At 52.7% G+C, this 21,707-nt stretch carries 16 protein-coding genes; 11 read left to right on the forward strand and 5 right to left on the reverse strand.

Going from position 1 to position 21,707, the window contains the following annotated elements; translation table 11 throughout:
• The first annotated feature begins 107 nt into the window (after positions 1–107).
• From DUE52_RS12350 to DUE52_RS12380, 7 genes are all read left to right on the forward strand, one after another.
• The gene (locus DUE52_RS12350; RefSeq protein WP_229312150.1) at positions 108–1,292 is read left to right on the forward strand and encodes a DUF4350 domain-containing protein; all 1,185 of its coding nucleotides are present in this window, start codon (positions 108–110) and stop codon (positions 1,290–1,292) included.
• A gap of 15 nt (positions 1,293–1,307) precedes the next feature.
• A complete protein-coding gene (locus tag DUE52_RS12355; RefSeq protein WP_114406328.1) occupies positions 1,308–2,282 on the forward strand; it encodes an AAA family ATPase in 975 nt (324 codons plus the stop codon).
• Complete coding sequence (locus DUE52_RS12360; RefSeq protein ID WP_114406329.1) at positions 2,279–3,619, forward strand: DUF58 domain-containing protein; 1,341 nt, start codon at positions 2,279–2,281, stop codon at positions 3,617–3,619. Before DUE52_RS12355 ends, DUE52_RS12360 begins: the two co-directional genes overlap by 4 nt.
• 5 nt (positions 3,620–3,624) lie before the next feature.
• Entirely contained in the window at positions 3,625–5,085 is a 1,461-nt protein-coding gene (locus tag DUE52_RS12365) for a M20 family peptidase (RefSeq protein WP_114406330.1), read from the forward strand.
• A 117-nt stretch (positions 5,086–5,202) separates the two neighbouring features.
• A complete protein-coding gene (locus DUE52_RS12370) occupies positions 5,203–8,034 on the forward strand; it encodes a T9SS type A sorting domain-containing protein (protein WP_114406331.1) in 2,832 nt (943 codons plus the stop codon).
• 25 nt (positions 8,035–8,059) lie between these two features.
• Positions 8,060–11,185, forward strand: coding sequence for a sensor histidine kinase (locus tag DUE52_RS12375; RefSeq protein ID WP_114406332.1), 3,126 nt, complete (start codon positions 8,060–8,062; stop codon positions 11,183–11,185).
• A 4-nt stretch (positions 11,186–11,189) separates the two neighbouring features.
• The gene (locus tag DUE52_RS12380) at positions 11,190–11,834 is read left to right on the forward strand and encodes a response regulator (RefSeq protein WP_114406333.1); all 645 of its coding nucleotides are present in this window, start codon (positions 11,190–11,192) and stop codon (positions 11,832–11,834) included.
• 54 nt (positions 11,835–11,888) lie between these two features.
• Here DUE52_RS12380 and DUE52_RS12385 read toward each other — a convergent pair whose 3' ends face one another.
• The 3 genes from DUE52_RS12385 to DUE52_RS12395 form a co-directional block, all read right to left on the reverse strand.
• The gene (locus DUE52_RS12385) at positions 11,889–12,284 is read right to left on the reverse strand and encodes a PIN domain-containing protein (RefSeq protein WP_310587806.1); all 396 of its coding nucleotides are present in this window, start codon (positions 12,282–12,284) and stop codon (positions 11,889–11,891) included.
• 12 nt (positions 12,285–12,296) lie between these two features.
• Positions 12,297–12,533 (reverse strand): hypothetical protein, encoded by a 237-nt coding sequence (locus DUE52_RS12390; RefSeq protein ID WP_114406334.1) that lies wholly within the window; start codon positions 12,531–12,533, stop codon positions 12,297–12,299.
• Positions 12,534–12,659: 126 nt separating this feature from the next.
• Positions 12,660–14,264 carry a serine hydrolase domain-containing protein gene (locus DUE52_RS12395; RefSeq protein ID WP_114406335.1) on the reverse strand — a complete coding sequence of 535 codons (1,605 nt, stop codon included), beginning with the start codon at positions 14,262–14,264 and terminating at the stop codon, positions 12,660–12,662.
• Between the two features lie 102 nt (positions 14,265–14,366).
• Here DUE52_RS12395 and DUE52_RS12400 point away from each other — a divergent pair, with 102 nt between their 5' ends.
• Positions 14,367–15,644: a PQQ-dependent sugar dehydrogenase gene (locus DUE52_RS12400; protein ID WP_114406336.1), complete on the forward strand. Its 1,278-nt coding sequence runs from the start codon at positions 14,367–14,369 to the stop codon at positions 15,642–15,644.
• 266 nt (positions 15,645–15,910) lie between these two features.
• Here DUE52_RS12400 and DUE52_RS12405 read toward each other — a convergent pair whose 3' ends face one another.
• The gene (locus DUE52_RS12405; RefSeq protein ID WP_114406337.1) at positions 15,911–16,921 is read right to left on the reverse strand and encodes an LLM class flavin-dependent oxidoreductase; all 1,011 of its coding nucleotides are present in this window, start codon (positions 16,919–16,921) and stop codon (positions 15,911–15,913) included.
• Between the two features lie 295 nt (positions 16,922–17,216).
• Between DUE52_RS12405 and DUE52_RS12410 the strand changes: the two genes are divergently transcribed.
• A complete protein-coding gene (locus DUE52_RS12410; RefSeq protein ID WP_114406338.1) occupies positions 17,217–18,317 on the forward strand; it encodes an alpha/beta hydrolase family protein in 1,101 nt (366 codons plus the stop codon).
• Between the two features lie 364 nt (positions 18,318–18,681).
• Here the strand turns inward: DUE52_RS12410 and DUE52_RS32635 are convergent, their stop codons facing one another.
• Positions 18,682–19,032 carry a Fic family protein gene (locus DUE52_RS32635; protein WP_222930276.1) on the reverse strand — a complete coding sequence of 117 codons (351 nt, stop codon included), beginning with the start codon at positions 19,030–19,032 and terminating at the stop codon, positions 18,682–18,684.
• A 312-nt stretch (positions 19,033–19,344) separates the two neighbouring features.
• Here DUE52_RS32635 and DUE52_RS12420 point away from each other — a divergent pair, with 312 nt between their 5' ends.
• A complete protein-coding gene (locus DUE52_RS12420) occupies positions 19,345–19,731 on the forward strand; it encodes a BlaI/MecI/CopY family transcriptional regulator (RefSeq protein WP_114406339.1) in 387 nt (128 codons plus the stop codon).
• The gene (locus DUE52_RS12425; RefSeq protein WP_114406340.1) at positions 19,728–21,707 is read left to right on the forward strand and encodes a M56 family metallopeptidase; all 1,980 of its coding nucleotides are present in this window, start codon (positions 19,728–19,730) and stop codon (positions 21,705–21,707) included. Before DUE52_RS12420 ends, DUE52_RS12425 begins: the two co-directional genes overlap by 4 nt.

The following is a 21,707-nucleotide window of genomic DNA, read 5'->3' on the forward strand; positions in this document are numbered from 1 at the left end:
GGTTGCAGGTTTCTAACTTATTATAACTTGCAGGTAAACCGGCATGTCATTTGTGCGGATGCCGACGCGAACCGCTCGTAAAGTAGCAGGAAATAAACCCATACCGTTTGAAACCGAACAAATACCTTCTCTTTCTGATGACAACCATCGTTGCGTACGGGCTGTTCGAATTTTATCGCCCGAAACCTATCGACTGGAATCCCACCTACACGAACAAAGACAAAATTCCGTTCGGTACCCGGGTGTTGTTCGACCTGTTGCCGGACGTGCTGAACCAGCAACCGGTAAAAAGTCTGCGCCTGCCAGTTTACAATCATCTGTCAGATAGCACCTTACCCGCCCGCAGCAATTATATTTTTGTTTGCCATACGCTGAAGCTGACCGGTTTCGACCGAAAAAAGTTACTGGAGTACGCCAGCCGGGGCAATGCGGTTTTTATTTCGGCCTACGAATTCCCGGATTCACTGGCGATGCAGCTCGGTTTTCGCGCCGATCTGAAAACGCCCACCTTGCGCGATACGACCTTAGGGATGAATTTCACCAATCCGGAGCTGAAAAACCGGGTCGATTACCACTTCCGGCATGACGACGGGCGAAATTTTCTGGTCACCACCAAAGCGACCCAAACGACGGTTTTGGGCCGAAATGCCCGAAACGAGCCCATTTTCATCAAGATTCAATACGGCAAAGGCGCTTTTTTCATCCACAACCTGCCGCTGGCGTTTACCAATTTCTACGTTCTTGATCCATCCACGGATGATTACGCCTACAAAGCCCTGTCGTATCTGCCCGCCCAACCAACTTTCTGGGACGAATACCAGAAACTGGGGCGTTTTGATGAAGACGAGCAGTCGCTCCTGCGGTATATTCTGACGCAGCCGCCGTTGACCTGGGCCTATTACCTCACGGTGATGGGCTTGCTGCTGTACGTCATTTTTGCGGGAAAACGAACCCAGCGCGTCATTCCGCTGGTCGAACCGCTGAAAAATACCTCGCTGACGTTTGTGCAGAACGTGGGTCGCTTGTATTTCCAGCGCGCCGACCACGGGAATCTGGCCCAGAAGAAAATTCAGTATTTTCTGGCCTATGTTCGGGAACAGTTTGGCTTAAATACCGCTCTTCCTGATGAAGAATTCAAACTGGCCCTGGCGCGGAAAAGTGGCGTTTCGGAATCGGATGTTCACGCGCTATTCCGCCAAATTGCTTTCTCACAACAGCAGATGATGAGTGAGTACGATTTGATTCGATTGAATGAGTTGATAGAAAACTTTTATATACAGGCGAAAGCGTAACTGCGAATTCACACCATGTCTCCCTACGAAAACCGCTTAGATTTAACCGAACTCAAAACCGCCGTCGATGCCATTCGGGCCGAAATCGGCAAGGTCATTGTCGGACAACACCAAACCATCGATCTGCTCCTGACGGCTTTGCTGGCCGACGGCCACGTGCTGATCGAAGGCGTTCCGGGTGTAGCCAAAACACTGATTGCCAAGCTCCTTGCCAAAACCATTTCGGTCGATTTCAGCCGGATTCAGTTTACGCCCGACCTGATGCCTTCCGACGTTTTGGGAACGTCCATTTTCAACCCCAAAACCACGGATTTTGAATACCGCCGGGGTCCGATTTTCTCCAACATCGTGCTGATCGACGAAATCAACCGCGCTCCGGCCAAAACGCAGGCAGCTTTGTTTGAGGTCATGGAAGAGCGGCAGGCCACCAACGACGGCATCACGTATCTGCTGGCCGACCCGTTTCTGGTGCTGGCGACCCAGAATCCCGTCGAGCAGGAAGGCACCTACCGGCTGCCCGAAGCCCAGCTCGACCGGTTTCTGTTCAAAGTCGTCGTCGGCTATCCCAACGTGCTGGAAGAAGTGAACATCCTGAAAGGCCACCACGAACGCCGGAATCTGGCCGACGCCGTCGAAGCCGTTCAGGCGTCGCTGACGGCGGATCAGTTGCAGGCATTACGGTCGCAGGTTCACCGGGTTTACATTGAAGATAAACTGTTTGAATACATCGCCCAGATTGTGCAGAGTACGCGCACCCACAAATCGCTATTTCTGGGGGCCTCGCCCCGCGCTTCGGTGGCGCTTCTGAACAGTTCCAAAGCCCTCGCCACGCTCCGGGGCCGCGATTTTGTCACGCCCGAAGACGTGCAGGAACTGGCCGCGCCGGTGTTGCGCCACCGCGTCTTGCTTACTCCCGAACGCGAAATGGAAGGCGGTACGGCGGATGAGGTGATTGGGCAGGTGGTGCAGAAGATTGAGGTGCCGCGATGACCCTTTTCCGCGCGCTCTACGTTTCTACCCGCGTCTGGCTGTTGCTGATCGCGTTCGTTTTGCTGTTCATTCTGGCGTACGTGTTTCCGGTCCTGTTCCCGTTCGTCAAACTGCTGCTGGCGGTTTTGGTAGCGTTGTGCCTGCTGGACGGCATCCTGCTGTTCCGAAATCCAACCAAACGGGCGGCTTTTTTTGCGCGACGCGAACTCCCCGACCGGCTCTCGAACGGTGACGAAAACCCGGTGACCCTTTACCTCGAAAACCGCTATTCCTTTCCGGCACAGGTCGAAATCATCGATGAAATCCCGTTCCAGTTTCAGAAGCGGGATGTGCTGTTTACGGCCACGTTAAAACCCAACGAAACCAAAACGCTGCGCTACGAACTGCGGCCGACCAAACGGGGAGAATATCATTTCGGCGCGGTGAACGTCTACGCAATGACACCCCTGCGGCTGCTGAAACGGCGCTACCAGTTTTCGCAGAACAAGATCGTGGCGGTTTTTCCGTCATTTCTGCAAATGCGACAGTATGAATTGCTGGCCATTTCGAACCGGTTGAGCGAAGTAGGCATCAAAAAAGTCCGCCGGATCGGACACAGCATGGAATTTGAACAGGTGCGGGCCTATAGCCGGGGTGACGACGTCCGCACGATCAACTGGAAAGCCACCGCCCGCCGGAGCGACCTGATGGTGAATGCCTTCCGGGACGAAAAATCGCAGGCCATTTATTGCCTCATCGACAAAGGCCGCGTCATGAAATCGCCGTTTGAAGGACTTAGTTTGCTGGATTATGCCATCAACGCGACGCTCGTTTTGAGCAACATCGCCCTGCTCAAACAGGACCGCGCCGGGCTGCTGACGTTCTCGGAACAGATCGGGCAACTGGTAACCGCCGAGCGACGGCCGGGCCACATGCAGAAAATCCTGGAAGTGTTATACCGGCAGAAAACCCGGTTTCTGGAATCGGATTACGAAGCCTTGTACACCAACCTGCGCCGACACATCCGCCAGCGGAGTTTATTACTGTTATTTACTAATTTTGAGACGGTTAACGCCCTGCGTCGGCAATTGCCGTATCTGCGCCGGATGGCTAAAGACCACTTGCTGATCGTTGTTTTTTTTGAAAATACCGAATTGAAAACATTATTGAACAACCCGGCCAGTTCGACGGAAGAAATCTACCAGAAAACCATTGCCGAGAAGTTTTATTACGAGAAAAAGTTGATCGTCAAAGAATTACAACAATATGGCATTCAGGCCATTTTGACCGCCCCGCAGAACCTGACCGCCGACACCGTCAACAAATACCTGGAACTGAAAGCCCGGGGCATGATTTAGAAAAAATGAAACGACTCAGATGGTTCCTGATTGGATTGGCTGTCCTGCTGCTTGTTCTGCTGGTCAATACCCTCCGCTTTTCTTCCAAGCAACTGCGCGATGTTCCACCCGCAGCCGCTGTTGCGGTGGGCGATTCGGCCGTGAACCGGCTGGTGGCTGCGTTGCGGCTGCGGACGGTTTCCTATTCCGATGAGTCGCTGACGGACACTACGCAGTTTGAGAAATTTCTCAGTCTGCTCCAGCAATCCTTCCCCCGGATTCACCAGCAGCTCAAACGAGAGACGTTTAACCAGTACGGTTTACTCTACGAATGGAAAGGACGCAATCCGGCGCTGAAACCGGTGTTGCTGACGGGGCATTACGATGTCGTCCCCGTCATTCAAGGCACCCAGAAAATGTGGAAACGGCCGCCGTTCGAAGGATTGCTGGAAGGCGGTTTTCTGTATGGCCGGGGGACGCTGGACGACAAAAGCAGCGTCATGGCGCAACTCGAAGCCGTCGAAGGACTGCTCGCTACCGGTTTTCAGCCTGAGCGGACGATCATGCTGGCCTACGGACAGGATGAGGAAGTCACTGGTTTTCGGGGCGCCCAAACCATAGCCGCCGAACTGGAACGGCGGAAAATCACGCTGGAATACGTACTGGACGAAGGTGGTGTGATTAAAACCGACGGTATTCCGGGCCTGCCCAAACCCGTTGCACTCATCGGAATCGGTGAAAAAGGCTACGCCAGCATCGAGTTGACAACCGTCAGCAAGGGGGGCCATTCGTCGATGCCGCCCAAACAAACCAGCATCGGTCTGGTGGCCGAAGCGGTGAGCAAACTGGAAAAGAACCCGTTTCCGGCACGGCTGGATGCGGGGCTGGACCAGATGTTTACGTACATCGGTCCCGAAATGCCGTTCGGGCAGCGGATTGTGTTTGCCAACCAGTGGCTGTTCGCGCCCCTCATCACCCGCATCATGGCGCAGTCGAATTCCGGCAATGCGACGCTCCGGACCACCACCGCGCCCACCATTTTTCAGGCGGGCGTGAAAGACAACGTGCTGCCGATTGAAGCCACAGCGACGATTAACTTCCGGATTCTGCCCGGCGAAACCGTGGAGACCGTTGCCGAACGCGTAAAGGAAGTCATTGATGATGAGCGGATTCAGGTCAAGGTGCTGAAAAAATTCATCAGCCAGCCTTCACCGGTTTCCGATCCGAATGCGCTCGGTTTCGAACGGATTCACCGCACCATCAAGGGGGTTTTTCCCGAAACCATCGTCACGCCGTATCTAACGCTGGGCGGCACGGATTCCCGGTTTTACGCCCGGGTTTGTCCGCAAATCTACCGGTTTTCGCCCACGCCCATGAACGACGAAGACACCCAGCGGGTCCACGGCACCAATGAACGGATCAGCCTGAAAGACTACCGGAACATGATTCGGTTCTACGCCACGCTGATTCGGAATAGCCAGCCGTGAAAGGCGGTTTTACGGTTTTTATTTTATGGTTTATGATAATAGGTTTATAGTTTACAGAATTTGTACTTTTATAAACTTCTTATCCAACCCTATGCCCAAAACCGGTGTCTTGCAGGTATGGCTGCCCTTCTCCTAAACCGACGAATTCCGAACGCAAAAAGCAGCGGTTTTCAATGCTTCATGCTTTGCGGTTACTTTCTCCTTGCTGGCGTATCTTTGGCTTTCGGGCAATCGTCTTCGGTTCACCTCGATTCGAACGGCTTTTTCCAGCTTCAGATTCATCCGTCCATCCGTTCGGCAGCGGCTCGGAAGACCCAGAATGCCGTTCTTTCCGTGACGGATGATGCACGACGGCCGGCCAATGCGGCTATTCTTTCGGTGTCGTTCGATGCGGGTTTCGACATCAATGCCATCAGTTTTCTGACCCTGGTCGTAAAAACCTCCACCGATTTTCAGGCACCGGGAGAGGTTATTTACATTTCAGGCAAGGCGCTTGACAAAGGCACCCGAACGCTGCAAATACCGGTTGGAGGATTAAAAGAGAATACCGACTATTATTTCACATTATACCATTCTTCGGGCTGCGATGGCGACGAAACCGGGCAAATCCATTATAAAACCGGAACGGCGCTCAAAAAAAACAAAAAAGTTCTGCTGGTTATGGACAATCAGTACGAAAACGATTCCCAGGTCCAGCAGGCTTTAACGGTCTATAAAACCGACGCTACCCGCGCCGATCCCAATCTTGTTTTTGAGCAAACATACCTTTCTGCCGACCCAACGGAGAAAGGGCAGCTATACGAAAAAATTAAAGCCCGATACTTTGATTCCGAAGCGCCCCTCCATTACCTGTTTTTTATCGGGCGCATCCCCAACGCCAGCATCCGGGCCGACATCCTCGACCACAAAACCAATCAGCCGCTCCCGGGGAGACAAACCTGGTTTTCCAGCCTGGGCGTATACGCCAAAATTCTGACCCAGGATTTTCCCTTCGATCCGCAGGAAAAAGTGTTCATTAGTCGACGTTACGATTGCCAGCTCGCGGGAAAAGAGCCGCTACCGAATGACATTGCACCCGTTTTTTTCCAGTCCTCCATCTCCGACATTTCGTATGGTGCCCTCGTGCCCACTCGCCCGGAAGAGGGAAAGGCTTATATTTTGCGGTATTTTGAAAAACTACATCAGTTCAAAACCGGTACGATCAAGTTTGACAAAAAGGTGTTGCTGGCCGATACGTTTTACAACGACGGCGGTTATCCAAAACAAATTGAGCAGCTAACCGGGCGATGGAAGAACAACGATACGATTAACGTACCTCAAAAATATGGCGCAGACTTTCACGGTTTTGATCCGGTCTGGCAGGCGGATTACCTCAAAAAGTTAGGTACAAATTCCTACGAAATAGTCTATTATTCGGGACACGGTGAGCCCGTTTCCCATTATTACGGCATTACACCGAATGCGATCAGAAGCCTCGAAAAGCTTAATACGCTCCTCTTCGATTTTGCCTCCTGTTCGGTCGGAAATGTTGATTTTCAGGATTATCTGGCCGGAACGTATCTCGATAAAGGGAATACGCTTTTTGTCAATTCGTATTCGACTCCGATCGCTATCTTTACTTATAATAATCAATCGCCGTTATTAACCAAGTTTAAGGAGAATCAGACTTTTCATGAGATTGCGAAAGGAGCTTACGTGAGCGATGCCTACCGGTATGGCTTCACGGCCAACATAACCCAATATTTATTGGGCGACCCGCTCCTGTTGCTTGATCCGCCCCAATGCAACAACGCTGAACCACTGATTATTTCCACCACCGGTTTCACCGAGCTTTGTCCCGGCGATACGGCGACGCTCCGGCTTTCGACCAATTTCACGGATGTTCGCTGGTTCCGGAATGAGCAGGAAATCAGTGGTGCCAAAGGCCATACGCTGGCCGTGACACAAGGCGGTTTGTATACGGCGAAAGCCAAACGATGCGAGCAGGAAGTGAGCAGCGATCAGGGTGTTACCATCACGTTAAAACCGGGTCCCGAAACACCGGTTATTACGGTTGAAACCTTCCCGGATCGGTTCCGTTTGCGGGTCACGCCAGCGGGAAAATTCACGAGCTTCAGTTGGTTCATTAACGGAGAACGCTGGACCGAAACCACGCGTGACACCACCGTTGCGGCCTTTTTGGGCGATTATACCGTTCGGGTTTCCCAGGATGGTTGTTCGGCCCTGTCAAAACCGGTTTCGGTTCGCATTGAAAAACCGGCGCTATCCGTCACTACCCCCGTCCCCCTTTGCACAGGCGACAGCGTCTCGCTGAAAGCGCCCGATAATTTCAGTTCGTATACGTGGCTGACCAAAGACGGCCCGTCGGTGACAACCACCAGCAGCACCCGGTTCATCAAGCAGAGCGCTTCCGTGGCGGTGACGCCCAAACGGGGCAATCTGGAAGGGCCGACCTCCGATTATGTCACCATGAACTTCTCCCCTAAACCGCCCAAGCCAACCGTGACCCCGGAAAGCAACGGTTTCCGTTCGAGCAGTGCGACGGGCAATCAGTGGTACCGAAACGGTCAACCCCTGCCGGATTCGACGCGCCAGGTTCTGCGCAATCCGGGTGCCGGAACCTATACCGTCCGCGTGACCGGACAAGGTGGCTGCTTCAACGACTCGGACCCAATGATCATCACGGCGGTGGAGCCGACGTTGGGAACTTTGAAAGTATACCCGAATCCCGGCAACGGGACGTTCTGGGTGGAGTGGCCCGACGCTTTCCGGTCGGGGGATCTGGAGGTGGTGGATAACCTGGGCCGCAAACTCTATAGTCGTTCCTACGCCACCAAACCGACAGGCCCGGTGCCGGTCAGGCTGAAAACCGCTCCGGGTCTGTATCTGTTGCGGCTTTCGAATGCCGGACAAATTCACACGGTCAAGGTAGTGATTGAAACCGATTGATAGAGCTAGCCCCAAAACCGCTGCCATGACCCGTCTGTGGTGTATCGCCCTCCTGCTCATTTGCTCGTTGAGCGTATGGAGCCACGCCCAGACGGCCCGCCAGTTCCGCTTCGAACACCTGGGCATCAACCAGGGGCTGGCGAACAATGTGGTGTATGCCCTGCTTCAGGACCGCGAGGGGTACATGTGGTTTGCGACCGACAATGGCCTCAGCAAATACGACGGCTACACGGTTACTACCTACAAAAAGATTCCAGGAGATACGACCTCGCTCGCGGGCAATTCCGTAATTCAGTTGATGGAAGACCGGGATGGTTTCCTCTGGCTCGGCATGATGGGGCAGGGAATTTGTAAATTTGATAAACAGACTGAAACCTTTACCTGCTACGGCCCTACTCCCCAAACCCTTCATCATGGAACGATAAACACCCTTGTGGAAGATCGGGAGGGTGACCTTTGGGTAGCGAACGGCACGCCCGAACTCCGGAAGTTCGACAAAAAAACCGGCACCTATTCCCGCTTCAATTATGCGACCTTGCTGGCCGAAAAGTCCTCCGCCGGGAAAATCCCGGAAGTCAACACGATTTACCGCGACAAAACCGGAACTTTGTGGGTGGGTAGTCAACAGGGGCTACACCGAATGAGTCGCAACCCGGCCGGAGCCGAAAAAACCGCTCCCGTTAGCTTTACAACCTACCGGCACGACCCTGCCAATTCCCGCAGCCTGAGCCACAATGAAGTGCGGGAACTGTATGAAGACCATACGGGTATGTTGTGGATCAGCACCGAGAATGGCCTGAACCGGTTTGACCGGAAAAGTGGGACGTTCAGGCATTACCCCTACACACTAAGCCCGTCGCCGGCCATCAATGCCACCATCAACCGAAAATTCAGACACTTTGCTGAAGATCAGCAGGGGAACCTTTGGATTGGCACCAATACGCAGGGTTTGTTTCAGCTCAATCCCGAACGCACCCGCTTCACGCAGGTGCAGCACGACCCGGAAAATCCGCTGAGTTTGCGTGGTTCTTTCGTCAACGCCCTTCTGGTGGATCGATCCGGTTTGTTGTGGGTCAGCATTTGGGGTGAAGGCGTTGACCGGGCGCATCCCCGCCAGCAGCCGTTCCAGCATTACCGACCGCTTCCCGCTCCTGTTCCGTCCTTGAGCAATAAGTACGTCGATGCCATTCTGGAAGACCGCTCCGGAATCGTCTGGCTGGCCACCGGGGCCGGACTGGACCGGCTGGACCAACGAACGGGCCGCTTTAAGACGTACCGATTCTCCCCTAACCAGCCCAGGGGGCAGCCGACTCGCCATGTGAATGCCCTGCTCGAAGACCGCGACGGCAACCTGTGGGTAGGTAGCCAGGGCGACCTGGCGCTGTTCAACCGGCAAACGGAAACGTTTATTCCGTTTACGCAGGACACCCTCCGCTATCCCGGACTCGGCGGTAATGGCGCGATCTTCACCCTTTACGAAGACCGCCAGGGCCTGCTTTGGCTGGGCACCAACAACGGGATCAAGAGCTTCGACCGAAAAACGGGGCACGTAACCCACTATGCGTATGATCCGAAAAACGCAAAGGGAATCAGCGATGCCTGGGCGATTTCGATTCATGAAGACAAGCAGGGAAACCTCTGGATTGGGACGGGCAGCGTGGCGCTCAATCGGCTGGACCGGAAAACCGGGCGGTTTACCCATTATCGCCCGGATCGTCGCAAACCGGGTAGCCTTCCGGCAGATGCCGTTCCCAGCATCTTTCAGGATTCAAAAGGGAATCTGTGGCTAGGAACCTCCGGCGGAGGGCTGTGCCGATTTGAGTATGAAACGCAAACATTTCAGGTCTTTACGCAGGCCGACGGGCTGGCCGATCATTCTATTTTTTCCATTCAGGAAGACAACCAGGGGCAGTTGTGGCTGGGAACGTCCAAAGGCCTCTCCCGGTTTTCGTTCGCCGACAAGACCTTTATCAATTACGATGTCAGTGACGGTTTGCCCGGCGACGGGTTCAAAAAGGCCCATTTCAAGGGGAAGAGCGGTATGCTGTACTTCGGCGGTGAAAATGGATTCGTTTCGTTCGATCCCCGACAGCTAACGACCAACCGCCATATTCCACCGGTGGTGATTACGCAGGCCAAATTGTTCGACAAACCCATCCCCGGTAAAATAGAAGCCCGAACCCTGCACCTGAACTACGATGAAAACTTTTTCTCCTTTGAATTTGCGGCCCTGAATTATGTAAATCCCTCCAAAAATCAATACGCCTACCAACTGGCAGGCCTGGAGAAAAACTGGGTATACAGTGGCTCGCGACGGTATGTGAGCTATACCAATTTGGATCCCGGAACGTACGTTTTCCGGGTCAAGGGATCGAACAACGATGGGGTCTGGAACGAAAAAGGAACGTCGATTCAGGTCATCATTCATCCACCGTGGTGGCAAACGACCTGGTTTCGACTGGTGGCCATCCTGAGCCTGCTTTTGCTGGCCGGTACTGCCGTCCGGCTTTACACGCAGATGAAACTGAGCCGGCAACGGCACGAGATGAAACAGGTTTTGCAGGCGCAGGAGGGCGAACGACAACGGCTGGCGGGCGATTTGCATGATGACCTGGGATCGACGCTGGCGGCCATCAAGGTGCAACTCGAAATCGTTCACGAACCCGACGATGCCTTGTTGCAGCCGATCAGGCTGATGGAAAAAGCAATTCGCGACCTTCGGCACATTTCCCACAACCTGATGCCCCCCGAGTTTGCCCGGCTCGGCCTGACCGAAGCCCTGCACGAAACCGTAAACCGGGTCGAAGCCAATTCCGGGATTTACTTTCTGTTCATCTCGTTTGGCCCGGAACGCCGGCTCGACAACGAAATGGAGTTGACCATTTACCGAATTGCGGTTGAACTCATCCAAAATGCCATCCGCCATGCCCGGGCAAAGCAGATAACCGTTCAGTTGCTTTTTTATCCACAACAGGTATCTTTATTGGTCGAAGACGACGGTCGGGGGTATTCGGCAACCGGGCACAACAAATCCGCCGGAATCGGGCTGCGCAACATTCGCTCCCGGGTCACGTATCTGAAGTCAAAATTACTGGTCGATTCCGGCGAACGCGGAACAACCATCATTCTGGAGGTGCCTATTGATTCGTAAATGCATGGATTCTGCTGTTAAACCGATCACCATTCTGATTGCCGACGACCATCAGGTGTTTAACGATGGCCTACGCAGCCTGCTCCGGTCGGTTGGCTCCCGCTATCAGGTGGTCGATCAGGTGTATACTGGAACGGGCATCCTGCCGGCCATTCAGAACGTACACCCTGATCTGGTTCTGCTGGACATCAATTTGCCCAACCGGAATGGGCTAAACAGGGCCCGCGAGGTCGTCCAAGCGTTTCCGCTGGTTCGGGTCATTATCATTTCGATGTACAGCTACCAGACGTTTGTCGACGAACTGAAAGCCATCGGTGTGGCCGGTTATCTCCTGAAAAGTGCTTCCCAGCAGGAACTGTTCACCTGCCTGCAAAACGTCGTCGACGGTATTCCGTACTTCGACCCGAAATCGGGCAGCAAGGCCGGAACGCTGCACCCCGAAGATGATCTTCTGAAACGGTTTAAACTATCGCCCCGCGAGTTGGAAATTATCGCCCTCCTGAAACAGGGATTCGACACGCCCGAAATCGCCAAACGGCTTTTGCTGTTGACCGAAACCGTTAAAATCCACCGCAAGAACATCTATTATAAGCTGGCAGTCAACAACCTGGCCGAATTGATTCAGTTCGCCGATGAACAGGGTCTGTGAGCGTTGATAAATCTTTATTGGAAGCCATTTCTTGAAAAACCAGCTAACTAAAATTCAATCGATCCAATTTTCAAGTTTGATCCGATCCAGATTTTCAAAGTCACGCGTGTTGCGCGTAACAAGCGTCAGATCGTGAACAATAGCCGCCGAGCCGATCAACAAATCAAACTCGCCGACAGGACGCCCAATCCGCTTTAATGCCGCTTTCTGCCGGGCATATTCATGGAAACTTGGCCCAATAAGTAACGTTCGGCCAACAAATGCCGTACGAAGCCAATCAAGGTTTTTCCGATTCTTGTTACGACGATTGGGATCGCTATTTTCAACACCGTAAAGCAGTTCTGCAATGGTGATCTCTGACAGGTAACAGGAGCTAATACCGACCTGACTAATTTTACGTTCCAGATCGAACTGCCCTCTAAATAAATAAATAAATGCAAATATTGGTATCCAGCAGGGAACTCATAATTCAATATCTCGCGAGCGATCATTGCGGGCACGGTAGATCATCTCTACCAGTTCATCACCGGATTCTTCGCCCTCCCAACTTCCAAAAAACCGTTTCAAGGCTTCTTCCTGATCGACCGTTTTTGCATCGGTATGAGATTCAGAAAAAGGTGCGCCAATATGCTGAGCGAATTCTTTAACTCGCTCAAAAACGCTTTCATTCTCCGTTTCGATTATGATGGTATGAGTCATGCGCGTCTCCTTTCTTTCATAGAAAAAGCCCTGACCGATGCGATCAGGACATTAATTTACCGAAAATTTGGCTATTTAGCAATTTCTCCCCGGCTTTACACCCGTGTTTTCCTTTCTCCATCCCGCTTATTTCCCCTGCGAAACCGTCCCCATCAGCTTCCCTTCCAAAACCGGGCGTGGGTCTTTGGTGTTTGACAAAACCGCCAGGCTTTTCTGGAATTCAAGCCGCAGATCGTCACCGTCAAACCGGCAGGTTACGTTCTCATAATGGGCCGTTTCGATAAACCGCCATGTCATCGTAAACGTGTTTTCGTCGCTCCAGGCACCACTCCCGGCCAGTTTCGTTTTAGTCTCTTTCGGAACCGATGTCGGAACGAGTTTCAGCGGAACAGTCGACAAATCGGTCTCGCCTTCTTTCCAGTTCCCTAAACCGCAAACCACCCGGTGTTCGCCCTGGTCGTCGTGCAGCGTGCAGACGCAGGAACCGTTCTGAAAAGCCAGCGAAACCCGTTTGATGTTCAACGAATTGTCGGCCATCTGATACGGTTTTCCCGTCACCCGCGCCACCGTCGGCGAAGTGGCTTGTCCGGCTGGCAGCGGCAAGGCCAGCGCGGCTAATTTCTGCTTGAGCGGAACCACCGGTTTGGCCGCAATGGCCTCCGGCTGAATGCCGGGCAGAATGTGTTTCCAGACCTGATCCAGAATGCCCTGCATGTCACTCGTTTCGCTCGTAATGGCAATCACCGTATCTTTTTCCGGCATCACAATGCAGTATTGACCGAAGGCACCATCCCCCCGGTACGCGCCGTTGCGGCACCGCCAGAACTGATAGCCGTAGCCTTGCAGCCAGTCGTTTTCTTCCTTCGGGCGCGAACCGCCCTTCGATTGAATCTGAAATTTGGTGGCGTCTTCAATCCAGGCTTCGGGCAAAATTCGCTTGCCGTTCCAGATACCTTTTTTCAGGTATAACTGGCCAAACTTCGCAATGTCCTCGGTGCGCACGCGCAGCCCCCACCCGCCAGTCGCGATGCCTTTCGGATCGGTTTCCCAGTCGGCCCCCTCGATGCCCAGCGGATCAAACAGCCGGGGTTTCAGGTAAGCCAGCAACGGCTGACCCGTCACTTTCTGAATAATCGCCGACAGCATATACGTGGCCCCGCTGTTGTAGACGAAAAACGTGCCGGGTTCGTGCTCGACCGGCTGCGCCAGAAAGGCTTTCACCCAGTTCTGATCGGGATCGGACCGAAGAGCACCCGTCGAATCTTTGTCGTGACCCGTTGCCATCGTCAGTAAATCCTTCACCCGCATGGCCGCCAGATTGGCGCTGACCGTAGCCGGAACCTCGTTCGGAAAAAACGAAACCACCTTATCTTCGACCGTCAACCGCTTTTCGGCCACCGCCAGACCAATGGCCGATGACGTAAAACTTTTGCTGAGCGAATACAAGGTATGTTTGAGATCGGGAGCGTAGGGCGCCCACCAGCCTTCCGCCACCACCTGACCATGCCGCACCACCATCAGACTGTGCAGATTGAGTTTGGCCGCTTCGACCGCATTGACAAAATCCAGCAAACCGGCCGACGACACGCCCTGTGCTTCGGGCAGGCTGCGGGGCAGCCGGAACGAACGCAGCGGAGCCGCCCGGAGCGTCGTCGGCAGGGAGCCGATCAGACCCAGGCCCGCAACGCCCAGACCCAGTTGGTGGAGGAAAATTCGACGATTTAAGGTCATGTTTTTAGGAATAGTATGATTTTATCCAGTGATTTTGCCAAAATACACAGAAATTGGCAATCTTTAGACTCACGGTTCCCCATTTAACGACTAAACCCTTTCATGAAAAGAACATTTATCCGGACCATCTGTCTGGTTAGCGCACTGGCAGGCTTTCATCCGGTTTGGGCCACCAGCGACACGCCCGCATCTTCAACCCAAAAAAGCAAAACCGTCGAGCCTTCGGCGATCAAACTACCGGCCGGTTTTTCGGCTTCCATCGTCGCAACCGACCTGTTGGCTGCCCGACACATGGCCGTCAGTAAAAACGGCGACATCTACGTCAAATTGGGAAAACTGAAAGATGGCAAAGGCATTTACCGGCTGCGGGATACCAACAAAGACGGCTTGATCGATGAACAAACCGGTTTTGGGGATTACCCTGGCACGGGCATTTTCATCAAAAACGATTACCTGTACGCATCGTCCAACAGTGGCGTTTACCGGTATCAGTTGAATGAAAAAGGTGAAGTGATGCAGCCGGATCAGCCGGAAAAAATTGTGGAAGGTCTGCGGTTGAAAGAACGCGATCAGTCCAAATCGATTGCGGTCGATAACCAGTCGATGATTTATGTCAACGTGGCCTCCGACAACGATGCCTGCCGCGAAGCCGGAACCGGCAAAGGCCTAATGCCGTGCCCTTTGCTGGATTCAGCCGCCGGCATCTGGCAGTTCAAAACCAACCGGCTCAACCAGTCGTACAGCGATGGCGTCCGGTTTGCAACGGGTTTGAAAAACACCGTCGGCCTGGATTGGAACACCAAAACGAACTCGCTATTCGTCGTTCAGCACGGTCGCGGCAAGTTCCATGATTTCTACCCGGAATATTATACGCCCAAACACAGCGCGGAACTGCCGGCCGAAACCATGTACGAAGTGAAAAAGGGATCGGATGGCGGCTGGCCGTATGTGTATTACGACCACATTCAGAAGAAGAAAATCCTGGCCCCCGAATACGGCGGGGATGGCAAAAAAACCGGTGGTGAAAAAGCCATGAACCCCGTGGTGGCCTTCCCGGCGCATTTGGCCCCGAACGGATTGTTGTTTTACACCGGCACGACGTTTCCCGAAAAATACCGCAATGGCGCTTTTGTCGCCTTCCACAGCCAGTCGGCGGAACTGCAAAAAGGCTATTTAGTCGCGTTTGTGCCGTTTAAAAACGGAAAACCGTCGGGAGCCTGGGAGGTTTTTGCCGACAATTTTGCCGGTATCGACTTAGCAAAACCAACCGGCCCCGTCCAACACCGCCCCTGCGGACTGGCACAGGGACCTGACGGGTCCCTCTATGTATCTGACGATCTGGGCGGAACGATTTTCCGGATTGCGTATAAGAAGAAGTGACGGTTTTTTTTCGCTCGTTATTCAGTGTTCATTATTCTAGGACTTTCGCTTTCTGCCCCTAAATCCCCTAAAGGCCGGGCGGCCGGAGCCGGACTTTTAGCATCCGGATTAAGCCGCGTCCAAGTCCCCTTTAGGGGATTTAGGGGCAGAAAGCGAAAGTGTGATATAATTATCAGACGTAAGTCCTATATTCATTATTCGATATTACAGGATCTTAAGATACTAATAATGAATAATGAACACTGAAAAACGAATATAAAACCGTATCAAACCGCCACAGTCTTTAACTCAAACACCTCCGCCAGCAGCCGATACGACTCCAGCCGCTCTTCAAATTCGGAGCCCACATTGACCAGCATCAGCTCATCGACTTCGTATTGATCGGCATACCTCAGCAGTTGTTTTTTCACTTCTTCGGAATTACCCATGATCATCCGCTGCCGGTTGTGTTGAATGCGCGCTTCTTCACCCGGCGAATAGGCGACGGTTTTCAGATCGTTGTAGTCGAACGGGTCCACTTTGCCCCGGGTTTCGTATTGCAAAAACCGGTAGTCGATCATGGCCTGCTGACGGTGTACGGTTTCGGGGTCGTTGGAACAGAAGACGAAAAACGCGACGTTGGTCTGCGGTTCTTCCAGGTTCTCGGAAGGCTGAAACCGCGCCCGGTACTGCTGCATGGCTTCCGGCCCGCCGTGTGGATTGATAAAATGGGCGAACGAAAATCCCATGCCGAAATGTGCCGCCAGCAAGCCGCTGTGACCGCTGGAGCTTAACATCCACTGCTCCGGCACCGACGGCGGAATCGGCATCGCCCGCACCTTGGCCTGAACGCTGCCCGGCGCGTACCGATCGTTTAAATAATTCTGTAAATCAAATAGTTGCTGCACCAGATCCTGTTCGCTGAAGGTGTTGGTCGGGTTCAGAATGCTGGCCGTAACGCGATCTCCGCCCGGTGCACGGCCCATGCCGAGGTCGATGCGGCCGGGGAAAAGCGTTTCCAGCATCCGGAAATTCTCGGCTATTTTCAACGCACTGTAATGCGGAATCATCACCCCGCCCGACCCCACGCGGATGGATTGCGTTTGTCCGGCTATGTGGGCAATCAGGATTTCCGGCGTTGTGCCCGCCAGCGAGGTCACATTGTGGTGTTCGGATACCCAAAACCGGGTATACCCCAGTTCTTCCGTTAGCTGGGCGAGCGCCACGGTTTCCAGCAAGGCTTCCCGCGCGTTGCTGCCTTTGCGAATGGGCGACTGATCTAAAACACTTAACTTCATTTCTACTTTGGATTATGCGTAACCCCTAAATCCCCTAAAGGGGACTTGGACGCGGCATCTTCCAGATGCTAAAAGTCCGGCAGCGGCCGACCGTCCTTTAGGGGATTTAGGGGCAAAAAACAAGTTCTATTGTTCTAGAACAACAAACGAACAAAAAAGGTGCCATTCCTGCTCTAAACCTTATCGAACCGGCAAGTGATGGAAACCGGATCGTGGTTTTGAGGAAACGGTCTTGCTTTTGCGAATGCATTCTGTTAAATCGACTGGCTATTCCTGTATCCCTTCCTGATCGATCATGAAATCCATCCTGCTGTTTGCCTTTTTCGGCTTTACGCTGAACGCCTTCGCCCAATCTTCATCGCAGGCCCGCGTCGATACCGGCACCATTGCCGGTGCCCGATACCGGATTGATTTCCCTGCCAATTGGGGCCAGACCGGTTCGCCCAAACGGTTGCTGATGTATGCCCACGGCTACGAAACGATCGGCAACAAACGAGGCAATCTGAGTGGCGGATGGATGGCTCCTTTCCTGAAAAAAGGTTTTGCTGTAGCCCAGTCGGCCTACCGGCGGCAGGGCTGGGCGGTGTTGGAAGGGGTAGACGATACGGAAGCCCTGCGGCAACACTTTGTGAAGAAATACGGCCAGCCCGACAGTACGTTCGTTACCGGCCATTCCATGGGTGGCATGATCACGCTGGCAACCATCGAAAAATTCCCGCAGCATTACCAGGGTGCCCTGCCCTTTTGCCCCATCTCCGGCCATTTATACCAATCGTTGCAGAAACACCTTTTTGCGGTTCTGGTCACCTTCGACGGCCTTTTTCCCAACACGCTGGCATTGGAAAAGCTGGCCAATGGAACCGCAACCCCCACCGACGGAGACGTAATTAAGCACAAACTGGAAGCCGATTCGCTCACCGGCCAGCAATTCGCCCGTCGGTTTTCTATCAAATACAAAGACCTGCCGGGTGTCCTCTGGTTTTTTCAGGAAATCTACCGCGACATCAGCCAGCAGGCGGGTGGCAATCCATTCGACAATACGAATCTGCTGTACAGCGGTTTTCCGGACGACGCGCTCGTCAACCGCCAGGCCCCCCGGCTGGCCGCCCAGCCCAAATCCCGGACATTTCTGGGGCCTTACACCACGTTTAGCGGCAAAATCAGCGCCCCGGTTTTGCTGGTTCACACGACCTACGATGAGTTGATTCCGCCCGAAGAAGCCACGGCCTACGACGCCATTGCCCGACAAGCGGGCAACGATAAGCTTTTTGTTATGAAATTCACCGACGGACAGGGCCATTGCAAATTCACACCCGGCCAGACCGAAGCGGTTTTCGATCAACTGCGAAACTGGGCGAAAGCGGGGCAACGGCCGGTGGCGGGGGAAGTGAAGTGAGTCTGGTAGCGTCAAATAGGGCCGCTATTTCACAAAATCTGCGGAAATAGTCATCAAAAAAACATAAATTCGTACATGAAACGAGCTACAAAAAAGGCAAATACGTCGGAAATTCGGGCTGACATTCTGAAATCAGCCTTAGCTTCTTTTCGAATCGAGAAAATACATATCTCGCTTGAGCAAGCTACTGCCACAATGCGGAAGATCGAAACTACGCTGGCAAAATCGCCCCGATAATGCGTTTCATAGGTTCATAATGATGACCGGAAGCTTGCTGAACGGCATGAATGTAGTTAGTAAACGAAATTTCAGCCCCTTCGTTTGGTTCAATTTTCCCCCACTGCAATACGTTCAAACCCTGCTTTCAGCACATCAGATTTGCCAGTAAGCGTGCAGTTCGGCCATTTCCCTCCCGAAATAGATGAATGAATAGAAATTCTGCATGAACGACAGCCAGATCATGAATTAGATGTCCGGTATCTGAATACTGATTAGGCAATATTTTCAAAATATCTGCTTCAAATGACGGCATCGTGTTGGGCAAAAAATGGGCAGCAGCAAATACAAATCCACCTTTTGAAAGATTAACATCGCGCCATTTGCCCACAAATCCGTATAAATGTCTCAAAGCTTGTTTGTGGATTTTCTGAATATACTGGCTGGTGAATCGGGTTCGATTTGTTAACTGTCCGCTCAATACAATTTCTGCTTTCAAAAATCCTTCAAATTCTGCCAGTCCAATTTCTTCGGCCTACCTTAAGCCCAGCAGATTGGGTAGCCGTTCATTTTGATCATATGGAGTTTGGTATTTCATTCAGTAAAGCTAGTTACACTTTCATGAAAGCTTTGCTGTGAAAATAGACATTTTAATCTTCTAATGCCTTTATTTCCTTCAAGAGTGTTTCCCACCCATTCCCTCAATAACCCAACAAAAACAACTTTTCAAACAAAAAAACTAATACATTAGTTGTAAAACTAAAATATTAGTCATACGTTTGATTTAAGATTGTAATCAACCTGATGTCGTATGCAAGTTCGCGAATTGACCAATGCCGAGGAAGAAATCATGAAGGTGTTGTGGAAACTGGAAAAAGGGTTTGTCAAGGATGTTCTGGCCGAACTCCCGGAGTCGCTCCCGACCCGGGCCAAACCCGCCTACAACACCGTCTCGACCATCATCCGCATTCTCGAAAAAAAGGGACTGGTGGGCTACCGGGCCTACGGCAAAACGCACGAATACTATCCGCTGATCACGGAAGAGGAGTACAAACGCTTCGAAATGGAGCAGCTCATGTCCGGTTATTTCGACAATTCGCTGAAAAAGCTGGTGTCGTTTTTTGTCAAAGACCGCAACCTGAGCCTGAAAGAAGCCAACGAAATTATTGAACTTCTAAACCGCCAAAAAGACTCATGAACGCGGCCCTCGAATACCTGCTGAAAGCCAATCTGTTTCTCGTATTGTTTTACGCCTGTTACTGGATCTGGCTCCGAAAACATACCTTTTTCCGGCTCAACCGGGCCTATCTGATTGTCTCGGTGCTGCTCTCGCTCACCCTGCCGCTGGTGGAATTGCCCGCCGACGCGGCCGAAACCCTTCCCGTTCCGGTGGTCGCGTTTTCGCTGCCGGTCGTTATTCAAACGGCGGAACAGCCGACCGGGCCGGATTGGGAAACCATCGCCTATTGGGTATACGGTCTGGTTGCCGGGGCGCTGTTTCTGCGGTTGCTGGTGCAGATAACGGGCGTGGGGCGGCTGATCAAACGCTCGGAACGGCACGATCTGGACGATTACACGCTGGTGCTGCCCGCCGATGAGCGCGTTCCAACGTTCTCGTTCTTCCGGTATCTGGTGCTGTGTCGCCGGGATGCGCAAACGGCCAACACGCCGATTGTCGCCCACGAACTGGTTCACATCCGCCAGGGACACAGTTTCGACGTGTTGTTGCTGGAAGTGGTCCAGCTTTTCTTCTGGATAAATCCGGTTTTGATTCTATATAAACAGGCGATTCAGCAAGTCCACGAGTTTCTGGCCGACGCACAGGCGGAAGACAAACACGAATACGCCACCTTCCTGATCAGCTATGCGTTTGGCGTTCAGCCCAATACGTTGACCAACGGTTTTTTCAAACCGTCGCTGCTCAAAGAACGCATCAAAATGCTGCAACGCCGGGCTACCAGTCACTGGGCGCTGGGGAAATACATGCTGGTGTTGCCGCTCCTGCTGGGTTTACTGGCGATGACGGCCGCCCGCGAACAACTTACGGAACTGGTGACCCCGGTTTCGGACGAAAAAGGAACGGTTTCGGGAAAAGTTATCGATAGCGATGGACAGCCGCTGCCGGGTGCGACGCTCATCGTCCGCAACACGACGAGTGGTGCGCAAACCGACATACAGGGCCGCTACGAGTTGAAGAATGTTCCGTCTGACGCCAAAATCGTGGCCAGTTTTGTCGGCTATGTATCGCAGGAGAAGGATGTAGCCGGCAAAAAGACGCTTGATTTTAAACTGGTTCCTAAAGTCGATTCGCTGGCCCGCATTGTGGTTGTCGGTTATGCCTCACAACCCAAGTCAACAAACACGACAACGGCCCCGCCGACCACTAATACCGCGAGAGACGGAGCCTTTACAAATATTGAACAAATGCCGGAATTTCCGGGCGGAAACAAGGCCCTGGGCCAGTATTTAGCCGAAAACCTGCGGTATCCGTCGGATGCTCAACGAAACAATACGGACGGGACGGTTTTTGTTCAATTCACCATTGGAAAGAACGGATCCATTTATGGGATTCGCGTGAAAAAAGGGGTTGGAGATGGATGCGACGAAGAAGCCGTACGCATCGTAGGGAAAATGCCATCGTGGAAACCAGGCCTGCAAAACGGCCGACCCGTTGCGGTTCAATACATTTTGCCCATTCAATTTATCCTGGAAGGCAAAGAAGACAAGCGAAGTGGTCAGGTGATAGACAGCAAACCCAATGCTCCAAATGTCATCCTCAGGGGTTCGGTCGTTTCGGATCCGGATAAAAAACCGCTGATTTTTGTTGACGGGGAACCCCGGACTGCTTCTGCACTAAAACCAGAGCCTTTGTCAGACGTAAATCCGAATGACATCCATTCTATTAATGTCCTGAAAGGAGAATCGGCTACCACCTTGTATGGCGATGAAGGTAAAAATGGGGTAATTCAGGTGAAAACCAGACAAGGCGCAATCGGCGAACAGATTCAGCAGGCTGGCCGGATCGATTACGACGGAAAACCGCCGGTTTATATGCTGGACGACAAAACGATCACACGGGAAGAATTTCAGAAACTGAACCCCAAGAATCTGAAAAGTGTCGAGGTTGATCACACCAAACCAGCCTATACCATCAAAGCCACTACCAAAAACTAA

The organism is Larkinella punicea (assembly GCF_003334855.1).
Lineage (GTDB): Bacteria > Bacteroidota > Bacteroidia > Cytophagales > Spirosomataceae > Larkinella > Larkinella punicea.

Coding starts and splice junctions, on each gene's coding strand:
- DUE52_RS12355 (WP_114406328.1), top strand. CDS start 1,308: ATGTCTCCCTACGAAAACCGCTTAGATTTAACCGAACTCAAAACCGCC.
- DUE52_RS12360 (WP_114406329.1), top strand. CDS start 2,279: ATGACCCTTTTCCGCGCGCTCTACGTTTCTACCCGCGTCTGGCTGTTG.
- DUE52_RS12365 (WP_114406330.1), top strand. CDS start 3,625: ATGAAACGACTCAGATGGTTCCTGATTGGATTGGCTGTCCTGCTGCTT.
- DUE52_RS12370 (WP_114406331.1), top strand. CDS start 5,203: ATGGCTGCCCTTCTCCTAAACCGACGAATTCCGAACGCAAAAAGCAGC.
- DUE52_RS12375 (WP_114406332.1), top strand. CDS start 8,060: ATGACCCGTCTGTGGTGTATCGCCCTCCTGCTCATTTGCTCGTTGAGC.
- DUE52_RS12380 (WP_114406333.1), top strand. CDS start 11,190: ATGGATTCTGCTGTTAAACCGATCACCATTCTGATTGCCGACGACCAT.
- DUE52_RS12390 (WP_114406334.1), bottom strand. CDS start 12,533: ATGACTCATACCATCATAATCGAAACGGAGAATGAAAGCGTTTTTGAG.
- DUE52_RS12395 (WP_114406335.1), bottom strand. CDS start 14,264: ATGACCTTAAATCGTCGAATTTTCCTCCACCAACTGGGTCTGGGCGTT.
- DUE52_RS12400 (WP_114406336.1), top strand. CDS start 14,367: ATGAAAAGAACATTTATCCGGACCATCTGTCTGGTTAGCGCACTGGCA.
- DUE52_RS12405 (WP_114406337.1), bottom strand. CDS start 16,921: ATGAAGTTAAGTGTTTTAGATCAGTCGCCCATTCGCAAAGGCAGCAAC.
- DUE52_RS12410 (WP_114406338.1), top strand. CDS start 17,217: ATGAAATCCATCCTGCTGTTTGCCTTTTTCGGCTTTACGCTGAACGCC.
- DUE52_RS12420 (WP_114406339.1), top strand. CDS start 19,345: ATGCAAGTTCGCGAATTGACCAATGCCGAGGAAGAAATCATGAAGGTG.
- DUE52_RS12425 (WP_114406340.1), top strand. CDS start 19,728: ATGAACGCGGCCCTCGAATACCTGCTGAAAGCCAATCTGTTTCTCGTA.